The sequence below is a fragment of the Streptomyces shenzhenensis genome (genome assembly GCF_021462265.1).
Lineage (GTDB): Bacteria > Actinomycetota > Actinomycetes > Streptomycetales > Streptomycetaceae > Streptomyces > Streptomyces shenzhenensis.
In genome coordinates this window covers 153,108-175,988 of sequence record NZ_JAJONF010000005.1, presented here as the reverse complement: position 1 = coordinate 175,988, position 22,881 = coordinate 153,108, and the positions used below count along the sequence as shown (strand labels likewise).

At 73.2% G+C, this 22,881-nt stretch carries 7 protein-coding genes; 4 read left to right on the top strand and 3 right to left on the bottom strand.

Annotated elements, in window-relative coordinates; all coding sequences use genetic code 11:
• Window positions 1-67: 67 nt before the first annotated feature.
• The gene (locus tag LQ326_RS09215; RefSeq protein ID WP_234534501.1) at window positions 68-1,027 is read right to left on the bottom strand and encodes an RICIN domain-containing protein; all 960 of its coding nucleotides are present in this window, start codon (window positions 1,025-1,027) and stop codon (window positions 68-70) included.
• 329 nt (window positions 1,028-1,356) lie between these two features.
• On the opposite strand from LQ326_RS09215, the gene LQ326_RS09210 reads away from it, so the two are divergent.
• The 3 genes from LQ326_RS09210 to LQ326_RS09200 are packed head-to-tail and all read left to right on the top strand — an operon-like array spanning window position 1,357 to window position 7,708.
• The gene (locus tag LQ326_RS09210; protein ID WP_234534500.1) at window positions 1,357-1,926 is read left to right on the top strand and encodes a sigma-70 family RNA polymerase sigma factor; all 570 of its coding nucleotides are present in this window, start codon (window positions 1,357-1,359) and stop codon (window positions 1,924-1,926) included.
• The gene (locus tag LQ326_RS09205; protein WP_234534498.1) at window positions 1,923-3,107 is read left to right on the top strand and encodes a serine/threonine-protein kinase; all 1,185 of its coding nucleotides are present in this window, start codon (window positions 1,923-1,925) and stop codon (window positions 3,105-3,107) included. The genes LQ326_RS09210 and LQ326_RS09205 overlap by 4 nt, the downstream gene beginning before the upstream one ends.
• A 59-nt stretch (window positions 3,108-3,166) precedes the next feature.
• Entirely contained in the window at window positions 3,167-7,708 is a 4,542-nt protein-coding gene (locus tag LQ326_RS09200) for an FtsK/SpoIIIE domain-containing protein (protein ID WP_234534496.1), read from the top strand.
• A 68-nt stretch (window positions 7,709-7,776) separates the two neighbouring features.
• On the opposite strand, the gene LQ326_RS09195 is transcribed toward LQ326_RS09200, so the two are convergent.
• Both LQ326_RS09195 and LQ326_RS09190 read right to left on the bottom strand, forming a co-directional pair.
• Window positions 7,777-8,088, bottom strand: a complete 312-nt coding sequence (locus tag LQ326_RS09195; RefSeq protein ID WP_046730425.1) for a hypothetical protein — start codon at window positions 8,086-8,088, stop codon at window positions 7,777-7,779.
• A gap of 46 nt (window positions 8,089-8,134) precedes the next feature.
• Complete coding sequence (locus LQ326_RS09190) at window positions 8,135-8,995, bottom strand: hypothetical protein (protein ID WP_234534494.1); 861 nt, start codon at window positions 8,993-8,995, stop codon at window positions 8,135-8,137.
• A 173-nt stretch (window positions 8,996-9,168) separates the two neighbouring features.
• Here LQ326_RS09190 and LQ326_RS09185 point away from each other — a divergent pair, with 173 nt between their 5' ends.
• Entirely contained in the window at window positions 9,169-22,875 is a 13,707-nt protein-coding gene (locus tag LQ326_RS09185; protein ID WP_234534900.1) for a hypothetical protein, read from the top strand.
• Window positions 22,876-22,881 lie beyond the last annotated feature (6 nt).

The window sequence follows — 22,881 nt, the reverse complement described above, 5'->3', positions numbered from 1 at the left end:
ACGGGTCCGGCCGCGCGGAGGCGCGTCTGGCGAACTCCGCTGCCGGACCGAGTGGTACCGGCCGCGATCAGCCCTTGTGCCACTTCTGGTTGGGGGTGCCGGAGCACGTCCACAACTGGAGTTTGGTGCCGTTGCCCGTGCTGTTGTCGGTGGCGTCGACGCATTTGTCGGCCTGGGCGCTGACCAGGTCGCCCTGCGCGCTGAGGTAGAACAACTGGGCGCGGTTGCCGCTGCACTTGGCGACCTGGATCGCGGTGCCGTTGGCGGTGTTGCCCCAGGCCAGGTCCATGCACAGCCCGAGCGAGCGGATGGTGCCGTCCGACTGGAAGACCCACTTCTGCTTCGCGGCGCCCGAGCAGTCCAGGAGCTCCAGCCGGGTGCCGTCCCCGCCCGCGTTGGTGACGTCGATGCAGCGGCCGGACGCGGTGCCGATGAGCGCCACGCCGGGAACGGTGGTGGTCGTCGTACCGCTGCCGCCCGACGAGGACGTGCCGGACGAGGACGTCCCGGACGAGGACGTGCCGGACGAGGTCTTCCCGGAGGAGGACCCGGAGCCGCCGGACTTCGAACCGGAGGACGTCGAGCCCGAGTTCGAGTTCGATCCGGAGCCGACGGAACCGCCGCCGGACTGCTGGCCGGCCGAGCCGATGCCCGTGCCGCCGACGGAACCGGAACCTGCGGAGCCGGTCTTGCCTGGCTTGTGAGCGGAGGGGGCGTGCGAGGGCTTCGAGGAGGACGGGGACGGGGATCCGGAGGCGCTGGACAGCGTTGTCGGCTCCCCCGCCGCCACGGCGGCGGCCGGTGTGGTGTCCGGATCGGGGAAGAGGTCCACGCGGCTCAGCAGCGGCACGGCCGCGGCGACGACGACGGTCAGTCCGGCCGCGGCGGCGACGGTCGCCCACACCCGCACGCCCGGCACGAGTCCGCGCCGGGGCACGGCGGGGCGCCGGGCGAAGGTGTCACTGAAACGTCCCGTCGTCGTACCTGACCGTTCCGCCGGGGGCCGGGGTTTGCGAAGGGGCGGCACGTCGTCTCCTGAAGGTCTCGTGAAGGTCCCGGAACGCCCGGAACTTGCCGGGCACATGAACAGTAACCAAGGCGTGGCACCGATCCGCGCGGCCGCCCACGAAGATCCCGTCGAACGTCATCTTCCGTCCACCTATGCGGAGTTTCCTGTGACCAATCTGTTGAAGTCCGCGGGGGCGCTCGCTTCGAGAACTGAAGTCATTCGCGCTAGCGTTCGTGCCTGAAGCGATTCAGAAGCGACACAGAGCAACACGGCAAGACGGCAAGACGGCAAGACGGCACATCAGCAAGACAGCACAACAGCAGAACCGACACCGGAAGGCGGAGGCCGTGAGCCTCATCGACCATGACCGCGCCGACTGCGCGGACCGGACGCTCGGCCTCCTTCTCGCGGAGCGCGACAGCCTGCGCCGCTTCGTGACCGGCATGATGGGGCGCGACCCCCACGGCGCGGAGGACGTCGTCCAGGAAACCCTGTTGCGGGCCTGGCAGTCGGCCGGGCGGCTGGACTGGCGGGACCGGCCCATCCGGATGTGGCTGTTCCGGGTGGCCCGCAACCTCGTGGTCGACGGCCGGCGCCGGGACCGGACCGTCCCGGTGGGGATCACGGCGACGGACTTCGGCAGCGCCGCTCCGGCCGTGCCCGACCACGCCGAACAGGTCGGTGACCGCCGGGTGCTGGTCTCCGCCCTGCGCACCCTCGCTCCCGCGCACCGGGAGGCCGTGGCCCGCGTCCATCTGCTGGGCCAGCCCGGCGACGACGTGGCCCGCCAGCTCGGGCTGCCCCCGGGAACCGTCAAGTCCCGCACACATCACGGAATCCGCGCGCTGCGCGCCACCCTCGAATCCCACGGCTGCCGCCCGGCCGGGACCGAGCATCACCGGGGAGAGACGCGATGACCTCCGACACCATCACGACCCTGCTCGGCCTCGTCGGCGTCCTGGTCCTGGTCCTCGCCGTCACGCACTGGCTGGTCCGGCGCGGCGGCGGCTGGAAGGCCCTGCGACGGCGGCTCGGGCGGGAGATCAGCCTGACCGCGAAGGCGTTCACGGGCCCGGTCCGCACGGAGCTGCGCTACCGGCGCGGTCTGCGCCTGCTGGTCCGGCTGCTGCGCGACCCGGCCGTCTGGGCCGACGCCGAGCGGGCCACGGCGCTGGCCGCGGCCGTCCGTCCCGGGGTCCGGCCCTACGGCGTGCTGGCCGGCCCGGAGTGGATGGCCGTGCTGGTCGCGGCGGACGGCGACGCCCTGCGCGAGCCGCCGGAGCCCTGGGCGGCGGACGAGAGCGACCCGCGGCTGTGGTGGATCGACCGTGCCGATCTGAGGGACGACGGCCCGGAGTCCGCCGTACCGCTGCTGGTGTGCGTGGGGCACGACATGGGGAACGCCGTGCTGCTCGACGTGCGTTCCGGTCCGGCCGCGCTGTCCGTGTACGGGCCGCCGCGCGCCGCCCGTTCGGCCCGCGCCGTGCTCCAGGCCCTGGCCGCGCAGCTGGACGCCCGGCTGCCGCAGGGCCGGGTCGCCATCGCCGCCGGGGTGCACCCGCGGCATCCGGGGATGCCGGCCGCGGCGGCCGTCGGGCAGCCCGGCATCGAGATCGCGGTCTGCGCCGACCCCTTGGAGCGGCCGCTGCCGTCCGGTGTCCGCCTGCTGAGCCTGGGCGTGGCCCGGGGCCGTACCCGGTTGCTGGAGATCGCCCCGGACGCGGTGCTCACGGTGCACGGCGCGCCCGCCGCCGCCCGCGTCGACGTGCTGCCGCTGTCCCGGGCCGTGGCCCGGACGCTGGCCGCGCTGCCGCCGTGCCCGGACCTCCCGCACGCGGAAGCCGTGGGTCCGGCGGGCGCCGTGTCCCCGGCCGACCCCGATCTGCTGCCGGACGAGCCGGACCTCGGCACCGGTGGGGCGGCGGCGCCCGTCGCCGGCCCGACCGGGGTCTCGGCGACCCGGCCGGCCCCCGCGCCCGAGCCCGCCGCCACGCCGGTGTCCGCTCCGGCCGCGGCCGTCGACAGCGACGACGACTTCGCGGAACCGAGCACCTCGCAAACGGCCGGGGTCTCCGCGAGCTCGCCACCGGCGCCGTGACGCCGTAACCGCCGTACCCGTCCCCCCATCCCGTACGAACGAATGCCCGGCTGGGAGCCGTGAACCTCACCATCACCACCGTGGACGCCACGGACGGACAGCGCCGCGACCACCAGGTCCGCCTGCCCTCGAACGCCACCGTCGGCGATCTCGCCGCCGCTCTGACCCAGGACGAGGCCGCCGCCCCCGGCGGCGCGGACTGGGCGGCGGCCGGCGCGCCGACGGCCCGGAACCTCTACGCCGGCGGCCACCGGCTCGATCCCGGCACACCGGTCTCCGGCAGCGGGATCCGCGACGGCGGGCTGGTCGGGCTCGGCGGCCCGGCCCGGCCGGCCGACCTGGTCCGGATCCACGACGACGGCGACCTGGACGGAGTCCTCGCCGAGGTGCACCTCGTCTCCGGGCCCGGTGCCGGGCGCACCTGGCGGCTCGGCCCCGGCAGTCACGAGATCGGCACCGACCCGCTGTGCGCCCTGCGGCTGGACGCCGCCGACGGGGTGCCGCAGAGCGGGCTGTGGGTGACGGTCGGCGCGGACGGCACGGCGGCCTGGCACCGCATCGACGACGATCCCGACGCCACCGTGCGGGCCCGGCTCGCCTCGCCGCCGCCCGACGACGCGATCACCCAGCTGCGCCGGCCGCGCCCGCAGCCGCCGCGCGAACGCCCGTCGGGTCCGGGTCCGGTGCCCTGGCCGGCCGGCGAGGACCTGACGGTGGGTCCGGTCCTGCTGCGGATGAGCGGCCCGGTCGAGGCGGACGCGGCCGTCACGCCGTCCGCCGACGGCTACGGCGTGGACTACAACCGGCCGCCGCGGATCGCCCCGCACCTGGACGCCGAGCGGATCCGGCTGCCGCAGCCGCCGTCGCCGCCGCAGAAGCGGCCGTTCCCGACCGTGATGATGATCTCCCCGATCGTCCTCGGTCTGTTCATGGTCAGCATCTTCAAGTCGTACTACTTCCTGGTGTTCCTGTTCCTCAGCCCCATGATGATGCTGTCGAACTGGGCGACCGGCCGGCGTGCGGCCCGCAAGCAGTTCCTGGAGTCGGAGGCGGCCTACGAGCGGCGCCGTGACGTGCTGGAGGAGCAGGTCCGGGAGGCGGTGGTGGGCGAGCGCCGGGTGCGGGACAAGACCGGCCCGGACCCGGCGGCGGTCGCCCTGATCGCGACCGGTCCGGGCGGCCGGCTCTGGGAGCGGCGCCGCCGCGACCCCGACCACCTGGTGCTGCGTCTGGGCACGGTGGACCAGCCGTCGGTGCGGGAACTGGAGGATCCGGCGCGGGACGAGAACCACCGCTCGATCCGCTGGAACATCCCCGACACCCCGATCGGGGTCGACATCACGGCGCACGGCGTGGTGGGCGTGGCGGGCCCGGCCGCCGAGGTGCAGCCGCTGGCCCGCTGGCTGGTGGCGCAGGCGAGCGTGCTGCACAGCCCGCGCGACCTGAGGATCGTCGTGCTGACCGAGCCGGACCGGGTGGCGGACTGGGCGTGGACGCGCTGGCTGCCGCATCTCAGGCCCGGTACGGCCGGTGGTCCCGTGGTGCTGATCGGCAACGACCCCGAGTCCACCGCCGCGCGGATCAGCGAACTGGTCTCCCAGGTGCAGTCGCGCCGCCGGCAGGCCGGCAACGAGCGGGACGTGGTCTTCACCGACCCGGACGTCCTGGTGATCGCGGACGGGGCGCGGCGGCTGCGTGACGTCCCCGGCATGGTGCAGGTGCTGACCGAGGGTCCGCGGGTGCGGATCTTCAGCGTCTGTCTGGACGAGCAGGAGCGGCTGCTGCCCGAGGAGAGCACGGGTGTCGTGCTCGCCGCCGGCGGGCGGCTGACCGTGCGGCGGCCCGGTGCGCCGGACCTGCCCGCGGTGCGCGCCGACCGGGTCTCCCCCGAGTGGTGCGAGCAACTGGCCCGCGCGCTGGCCCCGATCCGGGACGTCAGCCCCGAGCACGACGCGGGACTGCCCCAGCGGGTCCGCCTGCTCGACCTGCTGGAGCAGGAACCGCCCAACGCACAGGCGCTGTTGGACCGCTGGCAGCGCGATCCCGCGTCCACGTCCTTCGTCATCGGTACCGGCTTCGACGGGCCGCTCTCGCTGGACCTGGTGCAGGACGGACCGCACGGCCTGGTCGCCGGTACGACGGGGTCGGGCAAGTCGGAGCTGCTGCAGACGTTCGTGGCCTCGCTGGCCGCCGCCAACCGGCCCGACGAACTCACCTTCGTGCTGGTCGACTACAAGGGCGGCAGCGCCTTCAAGGAGTGCGCCAGCCTGCCGCACACCCTCGGCATGGTCACCGACCTCGACGCCCACCTCGTGGAGCGGGCCCTGGAGTCGCTCGGCGCCGAACTGCGGCGCCGGGAGCAGGTGCTGGCCGCCGCCGACGCCAAGGACCACCCCGAGTACCGGGCCAAGCGGGCCGCCGATCCCTCGCTGGCCCCGCTGCCCCGGCTGCTGCTGGTCATCGACGAGTTCGCCACCCTGGTCCGTGAGGTCCCCGACTTCGTGCCCGGGCTGATCAGCATCGCGCAGCGCGGCCGCTCGCTCGGCATCCACCTGATCCTGGCCACGCAGCGCCCGGCCGGTGTGGTCACCGGTGACATCCGCGCCAACACCAACCTGCGGATCGCGCTGCGGGTCACCGACATGACCGAGAGCCAGGACATCATCGACGTCAAGGACGCCGTCGACATCTCCTCCGGCACCCCGGGGCGGGCCCTGGTCCGGCGCGGGCCGAAGCAGGCGGACCCGTTCCAGACCGCCTGGGTGGGCGCGGAGCGGCCCCGGCAGAACCCGGCCGCCGCGGCGGAGCCGGAGGCCGGCCCCCGCAAGCCGGTGCGCACGGTGGGCGTGGGCTGGGACGCCCTCGGCCGCCCCGCCGAACTGCCCGCCGAGGCACGGACCGTGACGGCCGCGTCCACGCAGGGCCCGGCCCCGACCGACCTGCAGGCGCTCGTCGAGGAGATCCGCGCCGCGGCCGACCTGCTCGACGACTTCACCCCGCAGCCGAGCCCCTGGCTGCCCCCGCTCCAGCGCGAACTGGTCCTGGCGGACCTGGACGCACTCGGCGCCACCCGCGAGGGCAGGCTGGTCGTCCCGTACGCCCTGGAGGACGTGCCGCAGCTCCAGCAGCGCCGGGTGGCCGTGGCCGACCTGGCGACCTTCGGGCACCTGTACGTCATCGGGGCGCCGCGCTCGGGCCGTACCCAGGTGCTGCGGACCATCGCCGGGTCGGCGGCCCGCGCGACCAGCACCGCCGACGTGCACATCTACGGCATCGACGCGGGCGGTGGCGGGCTCACCGCGCTCAACGCGCTGCCGCACTGCGGTGGCGTGGTCTCCCGGCACGACCTGGAGCGGCTGGGCCGGCTGCTGCACCGCCTGAACCGGGAACTGACCGAGCGCCAGGACCTGGCGCAGGCGCACAGCGCGACCGGTATCGCCGAACTGCGCAAGCTGCTGCCGAAGGCCGAGCGGCCCGCGCACATCCTGCTGTTCATCGACGGCTGGGACTCGCTCTCGGTCATCATCGACGAGCACGACCACGGCCAGCTGGTGCAGGAGGTGACCCGGCTCATCCGTGAGGGCGCCGCCGCGGGCATCCATGTCATCGCGACCTCCGAACGCTCCCTGCTGGGCGGGCGGATGGCCGCGCACAACGACCACAAGCTGCTGCTGCGCCAGGGCGACCGCAGTGACTACCAGGCGGTCGGCATGATGCCCAACAAGATCCCGGCCGACATCCCGCCGGGCCGTGGCTGGCACGTCCTCAGCGGCACCGAGACCCAGGTGGCGCTGCTGGCGGCCGGCGGCGGCACCGAGCAGGCGGAGGCGCTGCGGACGATCGGCGAGTCCGCCCGCAAGCGGGACGCCCAGGTGCCGCAGGCGCGGCGGCCGTTCCAGGTCGCGGTGCTGCCGCGCTCGGTGGAGTTCGCCGAGGCCTACGAGAAGGTCGCGCAGACCGACCGGCGGCCGATGTGGGGGCTGCTCGGCGTCGGCGGCGACGAGGGCGGCCCGGTCGGCGCGGACCTGGCGGGTTCCGCCTCGGCGTTCGGGGTGTTCGGCCCGGCGGGGTCCGGCCGCAGCAACACGCTCGCCTCGATCGCGGTGTCCCTGCTGGCCGGGGGTACCTCACTGGTCGTCCTCACCCCGCGCGAGTCGCCGCTGCGCGCCCTGGAGCGGCACGCCACGGCCACGGTGATCACCGAGAACGACCCGTCCGCGGACACCGTGCGGGCGGCGCTCGACGCGCTGCCGGGGCCGAAGGTGGTGATGATCGACGACGCCGACCTGATCACCAACTCGGCGGCGGACAAGCTCCTCAGGGAGATCGCCGTGTCGGGCCGCGACCAGGGCCTCGGACTGGTCTACGCGGCCTCGGCGGAAGGCTTCCAGAGCGGGATGAGCGGCTGGACGCTCGCGGCCCGCCGGGCACGGCGCGGTCTGCTGCTCGCGCCGAAGAACCTCACCGAGGGCGACCTGATCGGCGTACGTCTGATGCCGAGCGTGGTGCGGGCGACGACGCATCCGGGCCGGGCCTGGACGGCCGGCCCGAGCGGTGCGCTGCTGGCCCTCCAGGTGCCGCTCACGCCGCTGCGGGCCTGACCCCGCCGCCCTGAACGAGAGGGGGCCTTCCCGGGATTCCCGGGAAGGCCCCCTCTCGGGTACGGGGATTACGAGTTGTTCTGCAGGCTGCTGCTGATGCCCTGGTCGAACTGGATCGCGTTCTCCTTGATGCCGTTGAACATCTCGGAGAAGTCGTTGATGCCCTTCACGGCGGCCAGCAGGCTGGTGTCGAAGTTGTTGTAGGTCGTGCGGATGACCTCGCTGGACTGCTGGAAGACCATGCCGTCGTCGACGAGGGTGTTGACCCGGTTGCGCAGGTTGCTGAGCACCGGCAGCAGGTTCTCGTGGGCGTCGTGCAGCAGGCTCACGACCTCCTCGATCTTGTGGTAGTCGAGGTTGATGCCGTTGTAGCTGGCCATGGGGTTCCTGTCCGTTCCTGTCGGTCTCGATGCGGTTGTCGGGTGGTCACCAGTCGGCGCGTGTCGGCTTGGAGGGACGGTCGTCGCCGCCGCCGCCGTCGTCTTCGGTGTTGCCGCCCACCTGCTGCCAGTCCGGCTGGTTGCCGTTGGCGTCCTTGGGGCCGCGGGTGTACTCGGTGCGGTCGCCGTCACTGCCGGTCGTCACCATCGTGCCGCTGCCGTCGGTGTTGAGGTTGGTCTCCGAGTGCACGGTGCTGCCGTCCGGGTAGGAGGTGTCCGTGGTGTAGTGGTTGCCGTCGCTGGAGTAGTTGGTGACCGAGGTGTACGTCTTGCCGTCGTAGGTGACGGTGGACTCCTCCTTGATCACGTGGTGCTGGTCGTCGAGCGTGAGATGCGTGTGGACGCTGCCGCGGGCGGTGTTGATCGTCTGGTCCAGCGGGGGGTCGCCGGGGTCGGTGGCGGAGCAGAAGTCCGGCATCTTGCCGTCCGGGCCGGGCACGCACTGGTCGAGGTGGGCCTGCTTGTAGTCCCACAGGTCCTTGTCCCGGAAGTAGTTCTGCAGGCCCAGGTTGCTTCCCGTGATGCCCATGCCCTGGGCCAGTTCGGAGTCGAACGACAGGAAGGCCTCGCCCACCGAGCCGAAGGCGCCGGCCAGCTCCTTGAGGCCCTTGTTCGCGTGGGACATGGTGCTGCTGGCGTTGTCGTAGAAGCCCGCGAGCGCGTCGGCCAGGGTGGAGTCGCCGAGGACGGTGAAGGCGTCGCTGGAGGTGTATCCGTCGTAGTCCCGCTGGCCGAGGCGGGAGAACGTGCTGTTGTCGAGGAGCGGACCGATGTCGCCGGCCAGGGTCTCCAGGTCCCGCTTGGCGTCGTTGAGGACGTTGTAGTCGATCTTCAGGCCATCGGCCATGGGTGGGCCTCCCAGTCGTGACTCCGGTCAGTTGGACCACGCCGCACACGCCCCGCCGGTTCACCCCGGGCGGCGGCTGTAACACAGATCACGTGAACCGCAGCGGCCGCTGTGGCGTGGTCAGTTGGGGAGGAACCGCCCCCCGAGCCCAGCAGCTTCCGGGAGGAACCCGTATGCCACGCCCGACCGACTGGCACGCGATCGGGCTGGACAGCGACCCCACGCCGGGCGAACCCGACCAGATCCGGGCGCTGTCCACCGAGCTCAACCACCTGGGCTCCGAGGCCCGGCGGATCAGCACGGCGATCGACACGGTCATGAACACCGCCGGTGACAGCGTCTTCGTCGGCGCGGCCGCCGACGCCCTGCGGGAGAAGGTCAACGGCCGGCTGCGCGGGCACATCGAGGACGTGGCGCAGTCGTTCGAGAGCGCGGCGTCCGCGCTGAACACCTGGGCGGACAAGCTGGTCGACCTCCAGTCCCGTGCCGACGGCGCGCTCAACTCGGGCCGCGGGCTGTCCGAGGACTCCCCGGACCGGGAGACCTACGCCGCCACGGCCCGGCAGGCCGGCACCGAGCACGGCGAGGGCGCGGCCGCGGCGGCGGGCAGCATCTCGAGTGTCTCCGACATCCAGCTGCCGATCTCCAAGTGCCAGGTCTTCTGGGAGGCGTTCCAGTGGCTGGCGATCATCCTGATCGTGCCCGCGCTGATCTTCGGCGGCCCGATCGCGCTGCTCGCCCTCGGCGTCAACCTGACTCTCTTCATCAAGACGATCGTCGACTTCGCCAACGGCGACGCCAGCTTCCTCGACCTCTTCCTCGCCGGACTCGGCATCCTGGCGCCCACCACCAAGGCGCTGCCGATCTTCCAGATCATCAAGGGCGTCGGTACGACCGCCTTCGCCAAGGGCTTCGCCAACATCGCCCGGGGCACCTTCCAGGCCCTGCGCAACCTGTTCACCAACGGGTTCCGCCCGACCACCCTGCTGCTCGGCCTCAGGGACCTGGTGCGGCTCGGCAGCACCTGGGTCTACAAGGGGGGCCTGTGGGTGCTGGACGGCATCCACAACCTGCCCAACGTCATCGGCCGCGGCGTCAACTCCCTCGGCCTGACCGTCGTGCAGGGCTTCAAGGCGATTCCCGGGTTCGTGCGCGGGCTGCCCGAGACCCTGTCCCGTGGCTGGCAGGCCACCAAGGGGTGGGTGGGCCAGGAGTTCGGCGGCACCAAGTGGCTGCGGATCTTCCTGCCGGTGGACGCGGCGGAGATCGGCCAGTACGGCTTCGCGCGCGCCCTGCGGATCGGCCTCTTCGACCGCGGTGTGCTCGGGCAGCACGTCTTCGGCGCTCCGATCACCGGTGCGATCGGCCGCACGATCAGCTCCGTCCCGGTCGACCCGCGCACCGTGGACGCCCTGGTCGACATGCCCCGCATCCAGCTCAACGAGGTGCGGTTCGGGGCGGGTTCCGGACAGAGCAGCATCCGCAACCTCGACCTCCACATCCCCGGTACGCAGCTGGACGTCACCTCGGCCCTGCGGCCGCCGACCCTGAACCTGGGAGACGTCGGCGCCATCGCCCACCGCGGCAACTTCGGCGTCCACGCGGCGCGCACGGTGGACGCGCTGGTCGACATGCCCCATGTGCAGCTGGGCAGCGTGCGCGTGGAGAACTTCGGCGCCCTCGGCGGGCACACGGAGCTCGGGGTGAGCGCCGGCGCCACGCCGACGGTCACCACCGCGTCCGGCCTGCACGTGCCCGCCTCGGCCGGGGTCCCCGCCGCCACCCACGGCATCACCAACACGCCGGTGACCGCCGTCTCCGAGGGCGCCCACACCACGCTCACCGGGCTGCCCCCGACGCCCACGGCCGTCACCTCCCACACCGACGTGCTGCTGCCGGGCGGCGCGCACAACACGGCCCACACGCCGGGCGGCACCGTCCTCACCGGTACCCATGCCACACCGCCGCCGGTCGCGGCCACGCTCGGCGACCTGTCGACCGGCAACCCGGCCGCGGGCACCGTGCACTCCGCGTTCACCGGCACCACGGGCGTGGGCACCGTGCACGCACCGGGCGCCCCCGGCATCGGCGCCGGCCACACCACACTGACCGGCACCCCGGGCACGACGATCGCCCACACCGCGCTCGACTCGGCCCCGGCGCCGGGCGCCCCGCACGACGTGACGGCGCCGCACAGCCTGCTCACCGGCCCCACGACCGTCGCCCACCCCTCCCCGGCCGGCATCGGGCACGGCGGGCCGGGCCACGTCGACACCGGGGTCTCGGCCTTCGACCTGCTGGCCGGCACCCGCCACAACACCCCGCACTCCCCCGTGACGCCCGGCACCGGCAACGCCATCGCCGAGCGCACCACCAGCGCCCTCGGTGCCAACCAGACCCGCCTCCACCTCGACGAACTCGTCCACCAGCCGGGCTCGCCGCACTCCGGCACCCCGTCGGGGCAGTTGCCGCACGGCTCGCCGTCCCAGGCGCCCGGCACGCCGGACCGGCTCACGATCACCCCGGCCACCCCGGACCGGCTGACGACGAGCCCGACGGGCCCCATGACCCCCGACCGGCTCACGGTCGGCGCCGGGACGCACGAGCCGGCGCCGGCCCCTGTCGGCGGCTCCGGGCACCCGGGCCCCGGCGGCGACCGCAGCCACTCGGCCCTCGACCTCGTCGACACCGGCCGCAGCGCCCGCGCCACCGAGACCCCCGCCTTCGCCGGCACCCCCGCCCACACGGACACCGACAAGGGGCTGGCCGGCTCGGCCACCGGCACGTCCGGGCATGCCCCGGAGCACCTGCCGGAACAGGGCGCCGCCACCCCGTCCGACGGGTACAAACCGCAGGTCGACGGGTCCGCCCTGGGACACACCGGGAACGACGTCGGCGGGGTCAAGGTCGTCACCGACAGGACGAGCACCCCCTACCTGGGCGGCGCGGGCGTCGACTTCGCGGGCACCGTGGAGAGGCAGGGCGTCACGATCGACCTGCCGCCCGGCTCCGGTGGCCACGGCGGTGACGCCTTCGAGGCCGCACCTGCCGCCGCTCACTCCGACGGTTTCGACGAGCTCCTCAAGGACCCCAACGTGGTCAGGGTGCCCGGCGACCACCAACTGGCGGTCAAGGCCCCGCGCGGCGGCACGCCCGAACTTCACGGTGGCGCGGTGGAGTCGGGCCTGTACACCGTGGAGAAGCAGGGCATGGGCTTCGTCGTCCGGCAGCTGGACGCTGTCGGCGGCACCGTGGTGCACAGCTGGACGTTCAAGCGGCTGGGCGGCATCCGGCTCGCCGAGGAGACCGTGCGCTTCGGCGACGGCCCGTTCAGCGGGGTGAGCGTCAAGGTCGCGGGCAAGTCCGTCGACTCCGTGACCGACGCGACGGGCACCTGGCCGGCCCGGCTGTCCGGCGAGAACGAGATCGTCGTCGCCTCGGCCTCGGGCAGCCATGTCTACGACCGCGCCACCGGCGAACTGCTGCGCACCCCCACACCGTCCGACCCCCTGCCGCCCCGCCCGGCCGGCCTCACCACGGGGACACCGGACAGCTGGGACGCCGCCGTCCACGCGGCCCGCGCGCACCTGGGCAAGGCCGACGTCGACAAGGACACCAAGCTGTTCATGCAGGGCGTCATCGGCGGCGCGTTCACCTCGAAGAAGGGATACGGCGGCTTCGTCAACCCGAGCGCCCTGGATGCCAACCCGGGCCTGGTCGGCAAGGTCACACAGTTCAACAAGGTCGCCAAGGACCTGATGTTCGAGGGCCCCAACCAGCGCATGACCGTATGGCGCGGCGTGTCCATGGACCCGCGGGCCGCCCAGGCCGACGTGTTCGTGGAACGGCTGCCCGCCTCGACCTCCAACCACTTCGAATTCCAGGCCGAGTGGGCGAAGAACGGCGTCAACAGCAACCGCGTCGTCTTCGAGATCGACGTCCCCGCCGACCACGGCAGACTCGCGATGGCCTACCCGCCCGGCTACACCAAGGCCACTAAGGACGCCGTCGCCCTCAACCCGGACCAGTGGGAGGTCACCCTCTCCCCGACCCGGCTCGTGCGCACCGGGCCCGCCCGCGTCGAGAACGGCATCACCGTCGTTCCGGTGCGGGCCGAACAGATCCCGGAGGCCCAGCTCGACAAACTCATCCACGAGAAATGGTCCGGACTGCCCTCCGGCGAGGCGTTCGAGGACTTCGGCCACGCCTTCGGACAGGACGCGATGCGCCGCTGGGAAGGCCTCGGCGACGCGCTCGTACGCGAGAGCGCCGACGGCCCGGACGTGAAGACGTTCACCGTCACCCGGCCCGGCTACACGGACGAGATGACCATCACGGTCACCCACAAGGCGCAGGACAACGCTGTCTCCGTCACGATCACCGGCGGCGACCGCACCTTCACCCGGGAGTGGAGCGGCAACGGCTTCAACGACCTCGCCTCCGACCTGCGCGGCCACGTCCTCCACAACAACGAACTGCTCAGCTCCCTGCCGACCCCCGCCTCATGGGGCAGGGAAGTGCCGGCCCCGGCCCACCCCACCACCCACCCGGACACCACCGTCCCGAGCCCGACCCGAGGCACGCCGGACACGGAGACGGCCCTGCCGGGCACGGCGCACGGAACCCCCGACACGACGCCCGCACCGCGCCCGGACACCGCGCACCCCGTGGGTGGCCAGGAGCTGCCGGGGCGGGGAACCCGGCTGTCCCCGGCCCAGATCGAGGAGGCCTGGTTCCGGGACGGGCAGCGCGTCGACGCGCTGTTCGGCCACGCGGACGACCCGCTGCGCCAGGCCCGCCGCGAGGCCTGGCGGGACCATGTCCAGGCGCGCTACGACCTGGGCCGGGCCGAGGACCTGCTGCCGTCCAACGGCCACGCGGGCAGCTCCAACGGCCCCACCGCCGCCGAGATCAGCGCCCGCCGGAACGTCGACACCGCCCGGCAGCACTACGACGCCACCCACACCCGGCTGACCGACCTCGGAGTGGACCCGGTACGGATGGAGGCCGACCTCGCCGACCTGCGCCGGCTCAGTCTGAACGAGCGGCCCCGCGCGCTCGGCGGCACGGCCCTGCCCTCCGACAGCGCGACTCCCGCGCCCACCCACTCCGCTCCGACCCTCCACAGCGAGACTCAGGCGGCCACCTCGGCGACGCCTCCGCAGCGGCTGGCCGAGATCCTCGGCGAGCACACCGAGGCTCAGCGCGGCCTGCACCAGGCCGAGATGAACCTCGCCAACGCCGGCCCCAAGCAGCGCAACGCGGCGGAGGCGGCCCTGGCCAAGGCGAACGAGGAGGCCACCGCGACCACGCTCCGGCTGGACGACGCCATGACGCAGGCGCTGACCGAGGGCCGGCTCTCCCAGCGCGACCTCAACCTGCTGGTCGACCAGTTCGCCGGTGCCGGTGACATCCAGCGGGCCCTGCGGTTCCAGGAACACGCCCTGCGGCTGGACACCGAGGCCCGTCAGGCGCCGGAAGCCGCCCGCTCGGACCAGTTCATCAGGACCGGCAAGGAGATCCAGGAGCAGTCGAGCGGCCTGCGCGCACTCACCCAGGAACTGGAGGACCTGGTCAAGGCGGACACGAAGAGCCCGCAGGAACTCCAGAGCCTCGCCCAGACCCTCGACAAGGCCGCCCACACCCTCGACGCCTCCCTGCAGGGCTTCGTCAAGGACGCCGCCGAACTGGGCGGCGTCTACACCCTGCGCAACGAGCACGCCCCTGTCTCCACCGTGGCCCATCAGCTCGCCAGGACGGTCGACGAGGCCGTCAAGGCCGCCAGGCCCGGCGAGTCCATCGTCCTCAAAGGCTTCCTCGGCACCGAGGCCTCGATCACCCGCCTGCAGCGCGACATGCCGGCCATCGCCCGCCGCTTCCGTACCGACAAGGCGTACGCCGAGGTGCCCACCGGCCTGCAGTGGAAGGCGGAGCTGCCCGGCTCCGAGGCCCAGTGGAAGCAGGTCTTCGACGACTTCCAGGACTTCGACAAGCTCTCCAAGTCCCAGCAGACGGAGTTCGTGCAGAAGCTGTCCGAGCGCAACATCAAGCAGTTGCGCCAGGACGTCGGCAATCTGCTGAACAGCCTGCCGCAGACGGAACGCGCGCAGTTCGAGAAGCTCCTCACCAGCCTGGAGAACCTGCCCTACCGCATCAAGCACGCGACTCCGGCCTACCACGCCATCTCCAACAGCGGAGTCATGTCCTCCCAGGGCGACCTGGCCCGACGGGGCATCAGGTTCCTGGCCTCCGGCAAGAGTTCGGCGAAGAACACCTCCAACCTCGGCAACGACGACTTCGTCTTCTTCCGGATGGAGGCCGGCGACAAGCCGATGGCGACGCGGTACGGGCCGACCACGCTCGTCTTCGACGCCAAGGTCCTTGAGGAGAAGGGCGGTTGGGTGTCGCTGCACGACCAGCTGCACCCGCTGGACCGCGAGACGATGCGCGACCTGAAGTTCGGCGACGACACCGTCCGCAGCGCCAAGTACGACGACGGCTTCGACGAGATGGGCAAGCGGGCCCGCTGGACGTACGAGTACCCGGGCGGCGGCGGTTCCCGCACGGTCTCCTTCGACCAGGAGGTCTTCCACGGCGCGCACGTCCGGGAGGCGCTCGCCCTGTCGGTGGTGCGCGAGGTGCACCAAATCGGCGGCGGCTTCAGGGACGACGTCCTCAGGCTCGCCGACGGGCTGGCCGGCGTGGAGAAGATGGACCCGGCCGACGTGGAGAAGATGGGCGCGGTCGTCTCCAAGCTGTACCGGCCGGAGGCCAAGTTCGGCTCCGGACTGCCCATCAACCCGTTCGAGAGCCATGTCGGCTCCGAGTGGCCGAAACCGCTCATGGTCCACGACGCGGACGGCGACGGGCGCTATCTCGCCGACGGGACGGTGGACCCGGCCGCGCGGGCCGCGGGCAAGGCGTTCGACGAGGCGTCGGACAAGCTGCGCCAGGCCGACAACGCCGTCATCAGCGGCAACAGGAAGGCGCAGCGCTACAACCTCAACAAGGCGCATCCCCTCGCCGAGCAGTCGGTCAAGCTGACGCAGGAGTTCCACGCCATCGCCCAGGGCGCCCGCAAGGACATGGCGAAGGGCCTGCTCGACGAGCGGGTGAAGCTTCTCGACGACATCAACGGACGTATCGACGCCCTGAAGCACCAGCCCGACCCGGACGCGGTGAAGGCGCAGCCCAGGCCGGGCAAGAACCAGGGCGCCGGGACCTCCTCGTCGGCCGCGGCGGCGAACGGCCCCGACCTGAGCAAACTTCCGCAGGCGGCCGAGGACGCGTTCAACACTGTGCCGGGCATCACCGAGCCGATGAGGAAGATGGTCCGGGCGCTCGGCAACTCGGACGGCTTCCGGGCCCTGCCGAACTCCAAGGACGGCGCGCAGACCACGGCGGCCGTCGACCTGGGCAGGACCGCCTTCGACAAGGCGTTCAAGCACCTGTCCAAGGCGGGACTGGTCCGTGGCGACACCGCGGGCCTCCACCTCACGGACGACGGCCGCCGGCTGTTCCTGCCGCCGGGCGCCGACGCCAAGGCGGCGACGCCGTCCGTGTCCGGTGCGACCGACGTCCACCCGGCCCCGGCCCACGCCCAGCCCCAGTCTCCCCATACCCAGTCAGGCCCCGACACCAAGGCCCCCGCACTCACCGGCGACGGCCTCCCGCCCCGCGGCCCGGACACCACCTCCCCGGCGCCGCACGACCTCGGCACCGGCTCACCGGCCCCGCACCACGCCGACACGGACCCCCTGCCCCCGGCGTCTCCGTCACCCCACGACCTCGACACCAAGTCCCCGGCGCCGCACAGCACCGACACCAAGCCCCCGGCACCCCACGACACCGACACGCGGTCACCCGCCCCGCACGGCATCGGTTCCGAGACGCCCCCGCCGCCGGCCAAGGAGGGAGACACCAGCGTCCCGCACGCGACGGGCCACGGCGCCGCCACCCACCCCCTCGACGCGGAGACCGCACCGCAGTACCTCTCCGACACCACCGCACCGCACCTCGTCGGCCCCGAGACGCACACACCCCGTCCCGTGGACACCGGCACCACCCCGCCCCACCCCACCGAATCCGACACGGCCGCACCACGTCTCGACGACATCCGCTCGGCCGCTCCGCACCGTGGCGGCGACGGCGACTTCGCCTCGATGCCCCCGGGCGACGACACACCGCTCGGCGGTGGCCGGTCCGCGCGGCCACTCGGTGACGCCGTCCTCGACGACGTGCTCGGGCCGCCCCGGCGGACCGGCGACACCACCGGGACGACGGCGCCCGGCAGCGCCCACCCGGCCGCACCCGACCTCCTCGACCAGGCCGCCTTCCGCCGTAGCACGTACCGGGAGAACGGCATCCGCGCCCGCTCGCAGATCCGGTACGTCGACCGGGCGCTCGCCGCCTTCCACGACGTCCCCGCCGACCGGTTGGCGCAGCGGGCCCAGGCCCTCGACGACCTGGCCGACGCCGCCGGACGCTTCCTGCGGGAGCGCCCGGACTCGGTCCGCCGCGCGGGAGTGGAACAGCTGCTGAACCAGGTGCGGGCCGAGGCGGACGCCTACCGGCTGCTGGACGACTTCCGGCGGCTCGGCGGCGACGGGGACCACCTGGCCGGCCGCGCCCGTGCCGCGCTCGCCGCCGGCGGCACCACCCCGCACACGCGAACCAGCCTCCAGACGATGCTCGACGGCATCGACAGGTCCGCGCAGGCCCAGCGGCAGAACGACGCCCTGAGCCTGCTGGACGGCACCCCGCCGCTCCGGAACACCGGTGACACCACCCTCACCGCACCCCTCCGGCCCGACCACGGCATCGCCCCTGCCGCACCCGCCCGGCCGAGCCGGGGCAAGGGTCCCGCCGTGCCCTCCCGGCAGCCCGGGGAGACGCCGTGGGCGGAGGATTCGGCGCGTTTCGACGAACTCCTGGGCGGCGAGGGCCGGCCGATCCGCGAGGCCTGGGTCGAGCTGTCGTCCGCCCGGGTCGAACTCGACCGGGTCGAGGACCTGCGCGGCCGGCCGGGCGGAGCCAGCACCTCACGGGGCGTCAGCGAATTCGACGCGCAGCTCAACCACGAACTCATCACCGCCAAGGACCGGCTCCGCACCGCCTACACGAACCTGCAGGACCTCGGTGTCCAGCCGGCCGAGATCGAGGCCCGGATCCAGCAGATCCAGACGGAGGCGGTCACCCACCGCGGCGCGACGCTCGGCGCGGGCCAGCAGGAGACGCTGCCCGACACCGCCCCGCCCGCGGTCAACCACATCGCTCTGAACAACTCGGGCGTGAGCGGGCCGAACGGCCTGACCGTCGAGCGGAGCGTCGGCCAGGACGGCGCCGTGACGCTGCGGGTGGTCGACCAGCAGTTGCACCCGGACCCGACGCGCACGGTCGTCGCCCGGCCGGACGGCGGTTTCGACGTCCGGCACACTCAGGCGGACACCGTCGACACGTACACCGCGAACGGCGACCGGATCGCCTACGAGATGCCGCTGTACGCGGCCGACGGCCGGCCGACGGGGCTGCGTCTGCACACGGACATCAACGGCCACGGCGCACGCCAGGCCGTGACGGTGCACGGCCTGGGAGCGGACGGGCTGACCGCCTTCGCGCTGCCCGGCGGCACCACGCGGATCACCCGTCTCGACACCGGCGTCACCCGGCGCGTGGACGCCCTGGGCCGCCAGCTCGACGAGGGCGTCCAGCTCACCGGCCGGGACGGCGTCCCCGCCGGAACCGACCGGGTGCGGGTCACCGACGGCGCCGGCGTCCATGTCACCGATCTGGCCGGCAACCGGCTGGACCTGCGGGTGCAGGACCTGGGTGACGGGAACGGCATCAGGGTCACCGACGAGACGACCTGGGTGTCCGTACGCCACGACGGCCGGGGCCGCCTCCAGGAGACCGGTGTCTCGCTGACCGACCCGCGGGGCACCCGCGGGGAGCGGTTCCTGGCCGACGACGGCACGGGCCGCTTCACGCTGACCGACACGTCCGGTGCCCGGCAGCCCCAGACGGTCACCGCGCTGCCCGGCGGCTCCGGCTTCCGGGTGACCGACGGGACCAGCGGCGCGACCAGCAGGTTCACGGCCGACGGCCGCTACCTGGACACCGGCCTCGCCCTGTTCGACCCGGCGGCGAACGCGCGCGGCGGCCGGATCGTCGTACCGGACGGCGCGGGCGGTCACCGTCTCACCGACGCGGCGGGGCGGCCGCTGCCCCAGCGGGTGGTCGCGGTCGGCGGCAACCGGCCGCGCACCATCGACGACATCACCGGCGAGTCCGTGCTGTACGACGTCCAGGGCCGCCCGGTGAGCACCTCGACCGCGCTGGCCGACCCGGCCGGCGGGCCGCGCGGCGGCCGGTTCGCCGAGCCCGACGGCTTGGGCGGTCACCGTCTCACCGACGCCGACGGCAACCGACTGCCCGACACCGTCACCGCGCTGCCGAACAACGGCGGCTTCCGTACCGTCCACGACACCGGGCACCGCACCTTCGGCGCCAACGGCGACCTCGCGGGTGACGGACTGCGGCTGACCGGGCGGGACGGCGCACCGGCCGGGCATCTCGACCGGCCGCTCGGCGCGGCCGCGCACTGGCTGGACGACGCCTTCGCGGCGGACCCGGCGCGGGTGGTCGCCTTCGACCCGGCCGGCCGCATCGAGATCGCCCGCCCCGGCGGCGGCCACCAGGTCTTCGACCAGCACACCGGACGGTTCGTCCAGGAGACGGTCCCGCTGCCCGGCGGCGGTCACCGCACCACCCTGGCCGACGGGACGTTCACCCGGTACGACGGCCAGGGCGCCGTCACGGCCACCGGTACCCCGCTGCCGGCGGGCCACGGCGGACGCCTCCTCGTCACCGATCCGCCGACCGCGGCGCACCCCGGCGCCTGGCTGGAGGACGCGGCGGGCGGCAGGCTCGCGCACTGGGACGCCGTCCGGCGGCCCGACGGCACCACCCGGATCGGGTTCAGCGACCGGACCAGCCCGCGGCACGGCGAGTTCGTGCACCTGGCCGCCGACGGCAGCGTGGCCCGGCAGGGCTTCAACGTGCTGGACAACGGGCGGCGGACGGACTACCGGTACGTCGTCGACCACACCACGGGCACCTGGGAACGGACCACCAGGTCCGGTGCACCGGTGGCGGCCGGGTCCTTCCACCACGGCACCGCCGACCTGTCCGGCGCCGCGGGCGGCCACGTCAAGCTGCTCAGCTCGACCAAGAAGCAGGTGCCGGTCTTCGAGCGCCGGGTGCTGCCCGGTGCCTCCGGTGACGTGGTCGACTCCTTCCGCCGGACCGACACGATCGGCTTCGCCCGCACCAATCCCCGTACCCACTGGGTGCGCTGGGACGACACCGGCACGCCGGCCGGCACGGGCAGCCGGCACTACGACACGGCGGGCACCGGCTGGCGCGACACCGACGGCCGGGGCCGCACGGTGCGCGAGTACCGCGACGGGCTGCAGAAGTTCGACGGCGGCACCGGGCACACCCTGGGGGTCCGGGCCGACGACGGCACCTGGACCTGGCACCGTTACGACGGCGCGGCCAGGGAGATCGCCTCCGGCCCCCGTACGCCCGAGCGTCTCGGCGGCGGCTGGACCGACCGCACCGCGGACGGCCGGATCGCCCAGCGGCAGTGGGGCACGGCCGAATGGCCCGAGCGGGCCGGCCAGTACCAGGAGCACGCCATGAACCCGGACGGCACGCTGCGCGCCACCTGGGAGCGGCACTCCCCGCACGGCAAGGAGGTCGGCAGACACGAGGCCCTCGGCGACGGCTTCCTGACCACCGACCGCTGGCGCGAGCAGCGCCCGCCGACCTGGGTGCGCACCCGCTGGCTGGCCGGCGCCGAGCACGTCCGGCCGCCGTACGCCCATGTCCGGGGCGACGACACCTACCAGTTGTTCACCTGGAGCAAGACCGCGAACGACGGCACCGTCACCGCCTCCGGCGTGCGCTACGTCGGTATGGACGGCAGCGCCCTGGACCTGGCCGCCGACGGGAGTTTCGCCCGCTTCACCGGCAAGCTGCACGACGGCACGTCCCTGAAGGTCGGCGATCACGCGGCGCGCCCCGGCCACGCCCCGGCCGATCCGGCCGACCACCCGTGGCAGGCCGGCACCCTCAGGGGCTACCGCCGGCCGCTCGTGAACGACCCCGAGGACAGGCTCTGGCAGGACGTCTACCAGGACGCCGGCGGCGTCACCCGGACCGCCCGTGAGGGCCGCCCCGGCGGGGTCGTGCGGGAGTTCACCGGTGACCGCACCTGGGTGGACCGGGACCCGCACGGCAATCTGGTCGGGCAGAGCCATGCCAACCCGGACGGCACCGCCGGACGTGTGATCCAGGGCTCCGGCCGCGCCGACTCGGGCCGCTGGACCTGGCGTGAGCTGGACGCCCAGGGCACCGAACTCGGCAGTGGCCGACGGGAGTTCTTCCGTGGCTCCAACGACTCGCGGCTGCCCTGGGACGACTCGTACCGGGACTACGACGCGGGCGGGAACCTGGTCCGCGAGCGCCGGATGCTGGACTCCGGCCGGTATGTCGACGCCTGGCGGGACAACCAGGGCGACTGGCACGCCGGCGCCCACGAACGCAACGGCACACCCATCGCCGTGGGCAACGGCCGGCAGGTCCGCCGCTGGTGGAACGGCCGTGCCTGGCAGGACCGCTGGACGCAGGGCGCCCGGCACTTCCGTGACGAACTGCGCGTCCCCGGCCAGGCCGCGCCCACCGTCCTGCGCGAGACCCCGCTGCACAACGGAGGACCGCTGCGGGTGCGGGTGTACAGCACGACCGTGACGCAGAACGCCCCGGCCGGCTCGGTCTGGAAGGAGTTCGACCACGGCAGTGTGGTGCGCGAGCGCAAGGCGGACGGCGGCGGGTTCCTGGAGACCGACGCCTGGCGCGGCCAGTGGAACCGTTACAACAGGAACGGTGATCTGATCGCCCAGCGCACCGACAGCGGCCTGGTGTTCGAGCGGGACACGTTCAACGTCTGGCGGCTGACCGGCAACGAGTACGACTTCCGCGGCCCGCTCACCGAGATCCGCGGCTGGGGCCGCACCACCCGTGAGGCCCAGCGCATGCCGTGGTCCGGCACGGTCCTGCCGGACGGCAACGCGGCGCTGCGCGAAGCCCGTTACGAGCCGTACTGGCAGACCGTGGCCAAGAAGGCGGCGCTGGAGTTCGGTCAGGAGTTCATCCTGGAGTTCGGCGCGAACCTCGCCGTCAACGGGATCGTGGCCGCCGTCCAGAACAAGCCGTTCACCGGCAAGGACGCTCTGAAGTCGTTCGCCAACGCGGCGGTCGGCGCGGGCGTCAAGACCGGTCTGAGCACAGCGGTGCACGAGAACCGCGCCCTCGGATTCGAGAAACTCGGCCAGTTCAAGGCGGGCATCGCCAACATCGACGGCGGCAAGCCGTGGACCCGCCGTCCGCTCAACCACGACAAGACCTGGGTCAACGAGTGGGCGGGCAACGAGACGGCGACCCGCTGGCGCGGCGGCATCTACGACTACTCGTTCGGTGTCTTCAGCAGCGCGCTGTCCGGCTGGGTCAACGGCAGCATGAACGCGGCCGTGTGGGGCGTGACCGACGCCAACGGGCAGACCGTGAAACTGCACGGCGGGGACGCGGTCTGGGAGGGCGGCATCAACGCGGCCGCCTCCGTCACCACGGCCGCCACCACCGGCCTGGTCAAGAACGTGTTCGTGATGAGCGCGGGCGGCCGGCTCTTCCACCGCCAGGGCTTCGCCGACTTCTGGATCCAGCTACCCTTCAAGGTCTTCGAGAAGACGATCCAGTCGCTGTACCTGACCAGTACGTATCGTGCGAGCATCAATCCGACGTACTACCAGGCACCGTGACCGGGC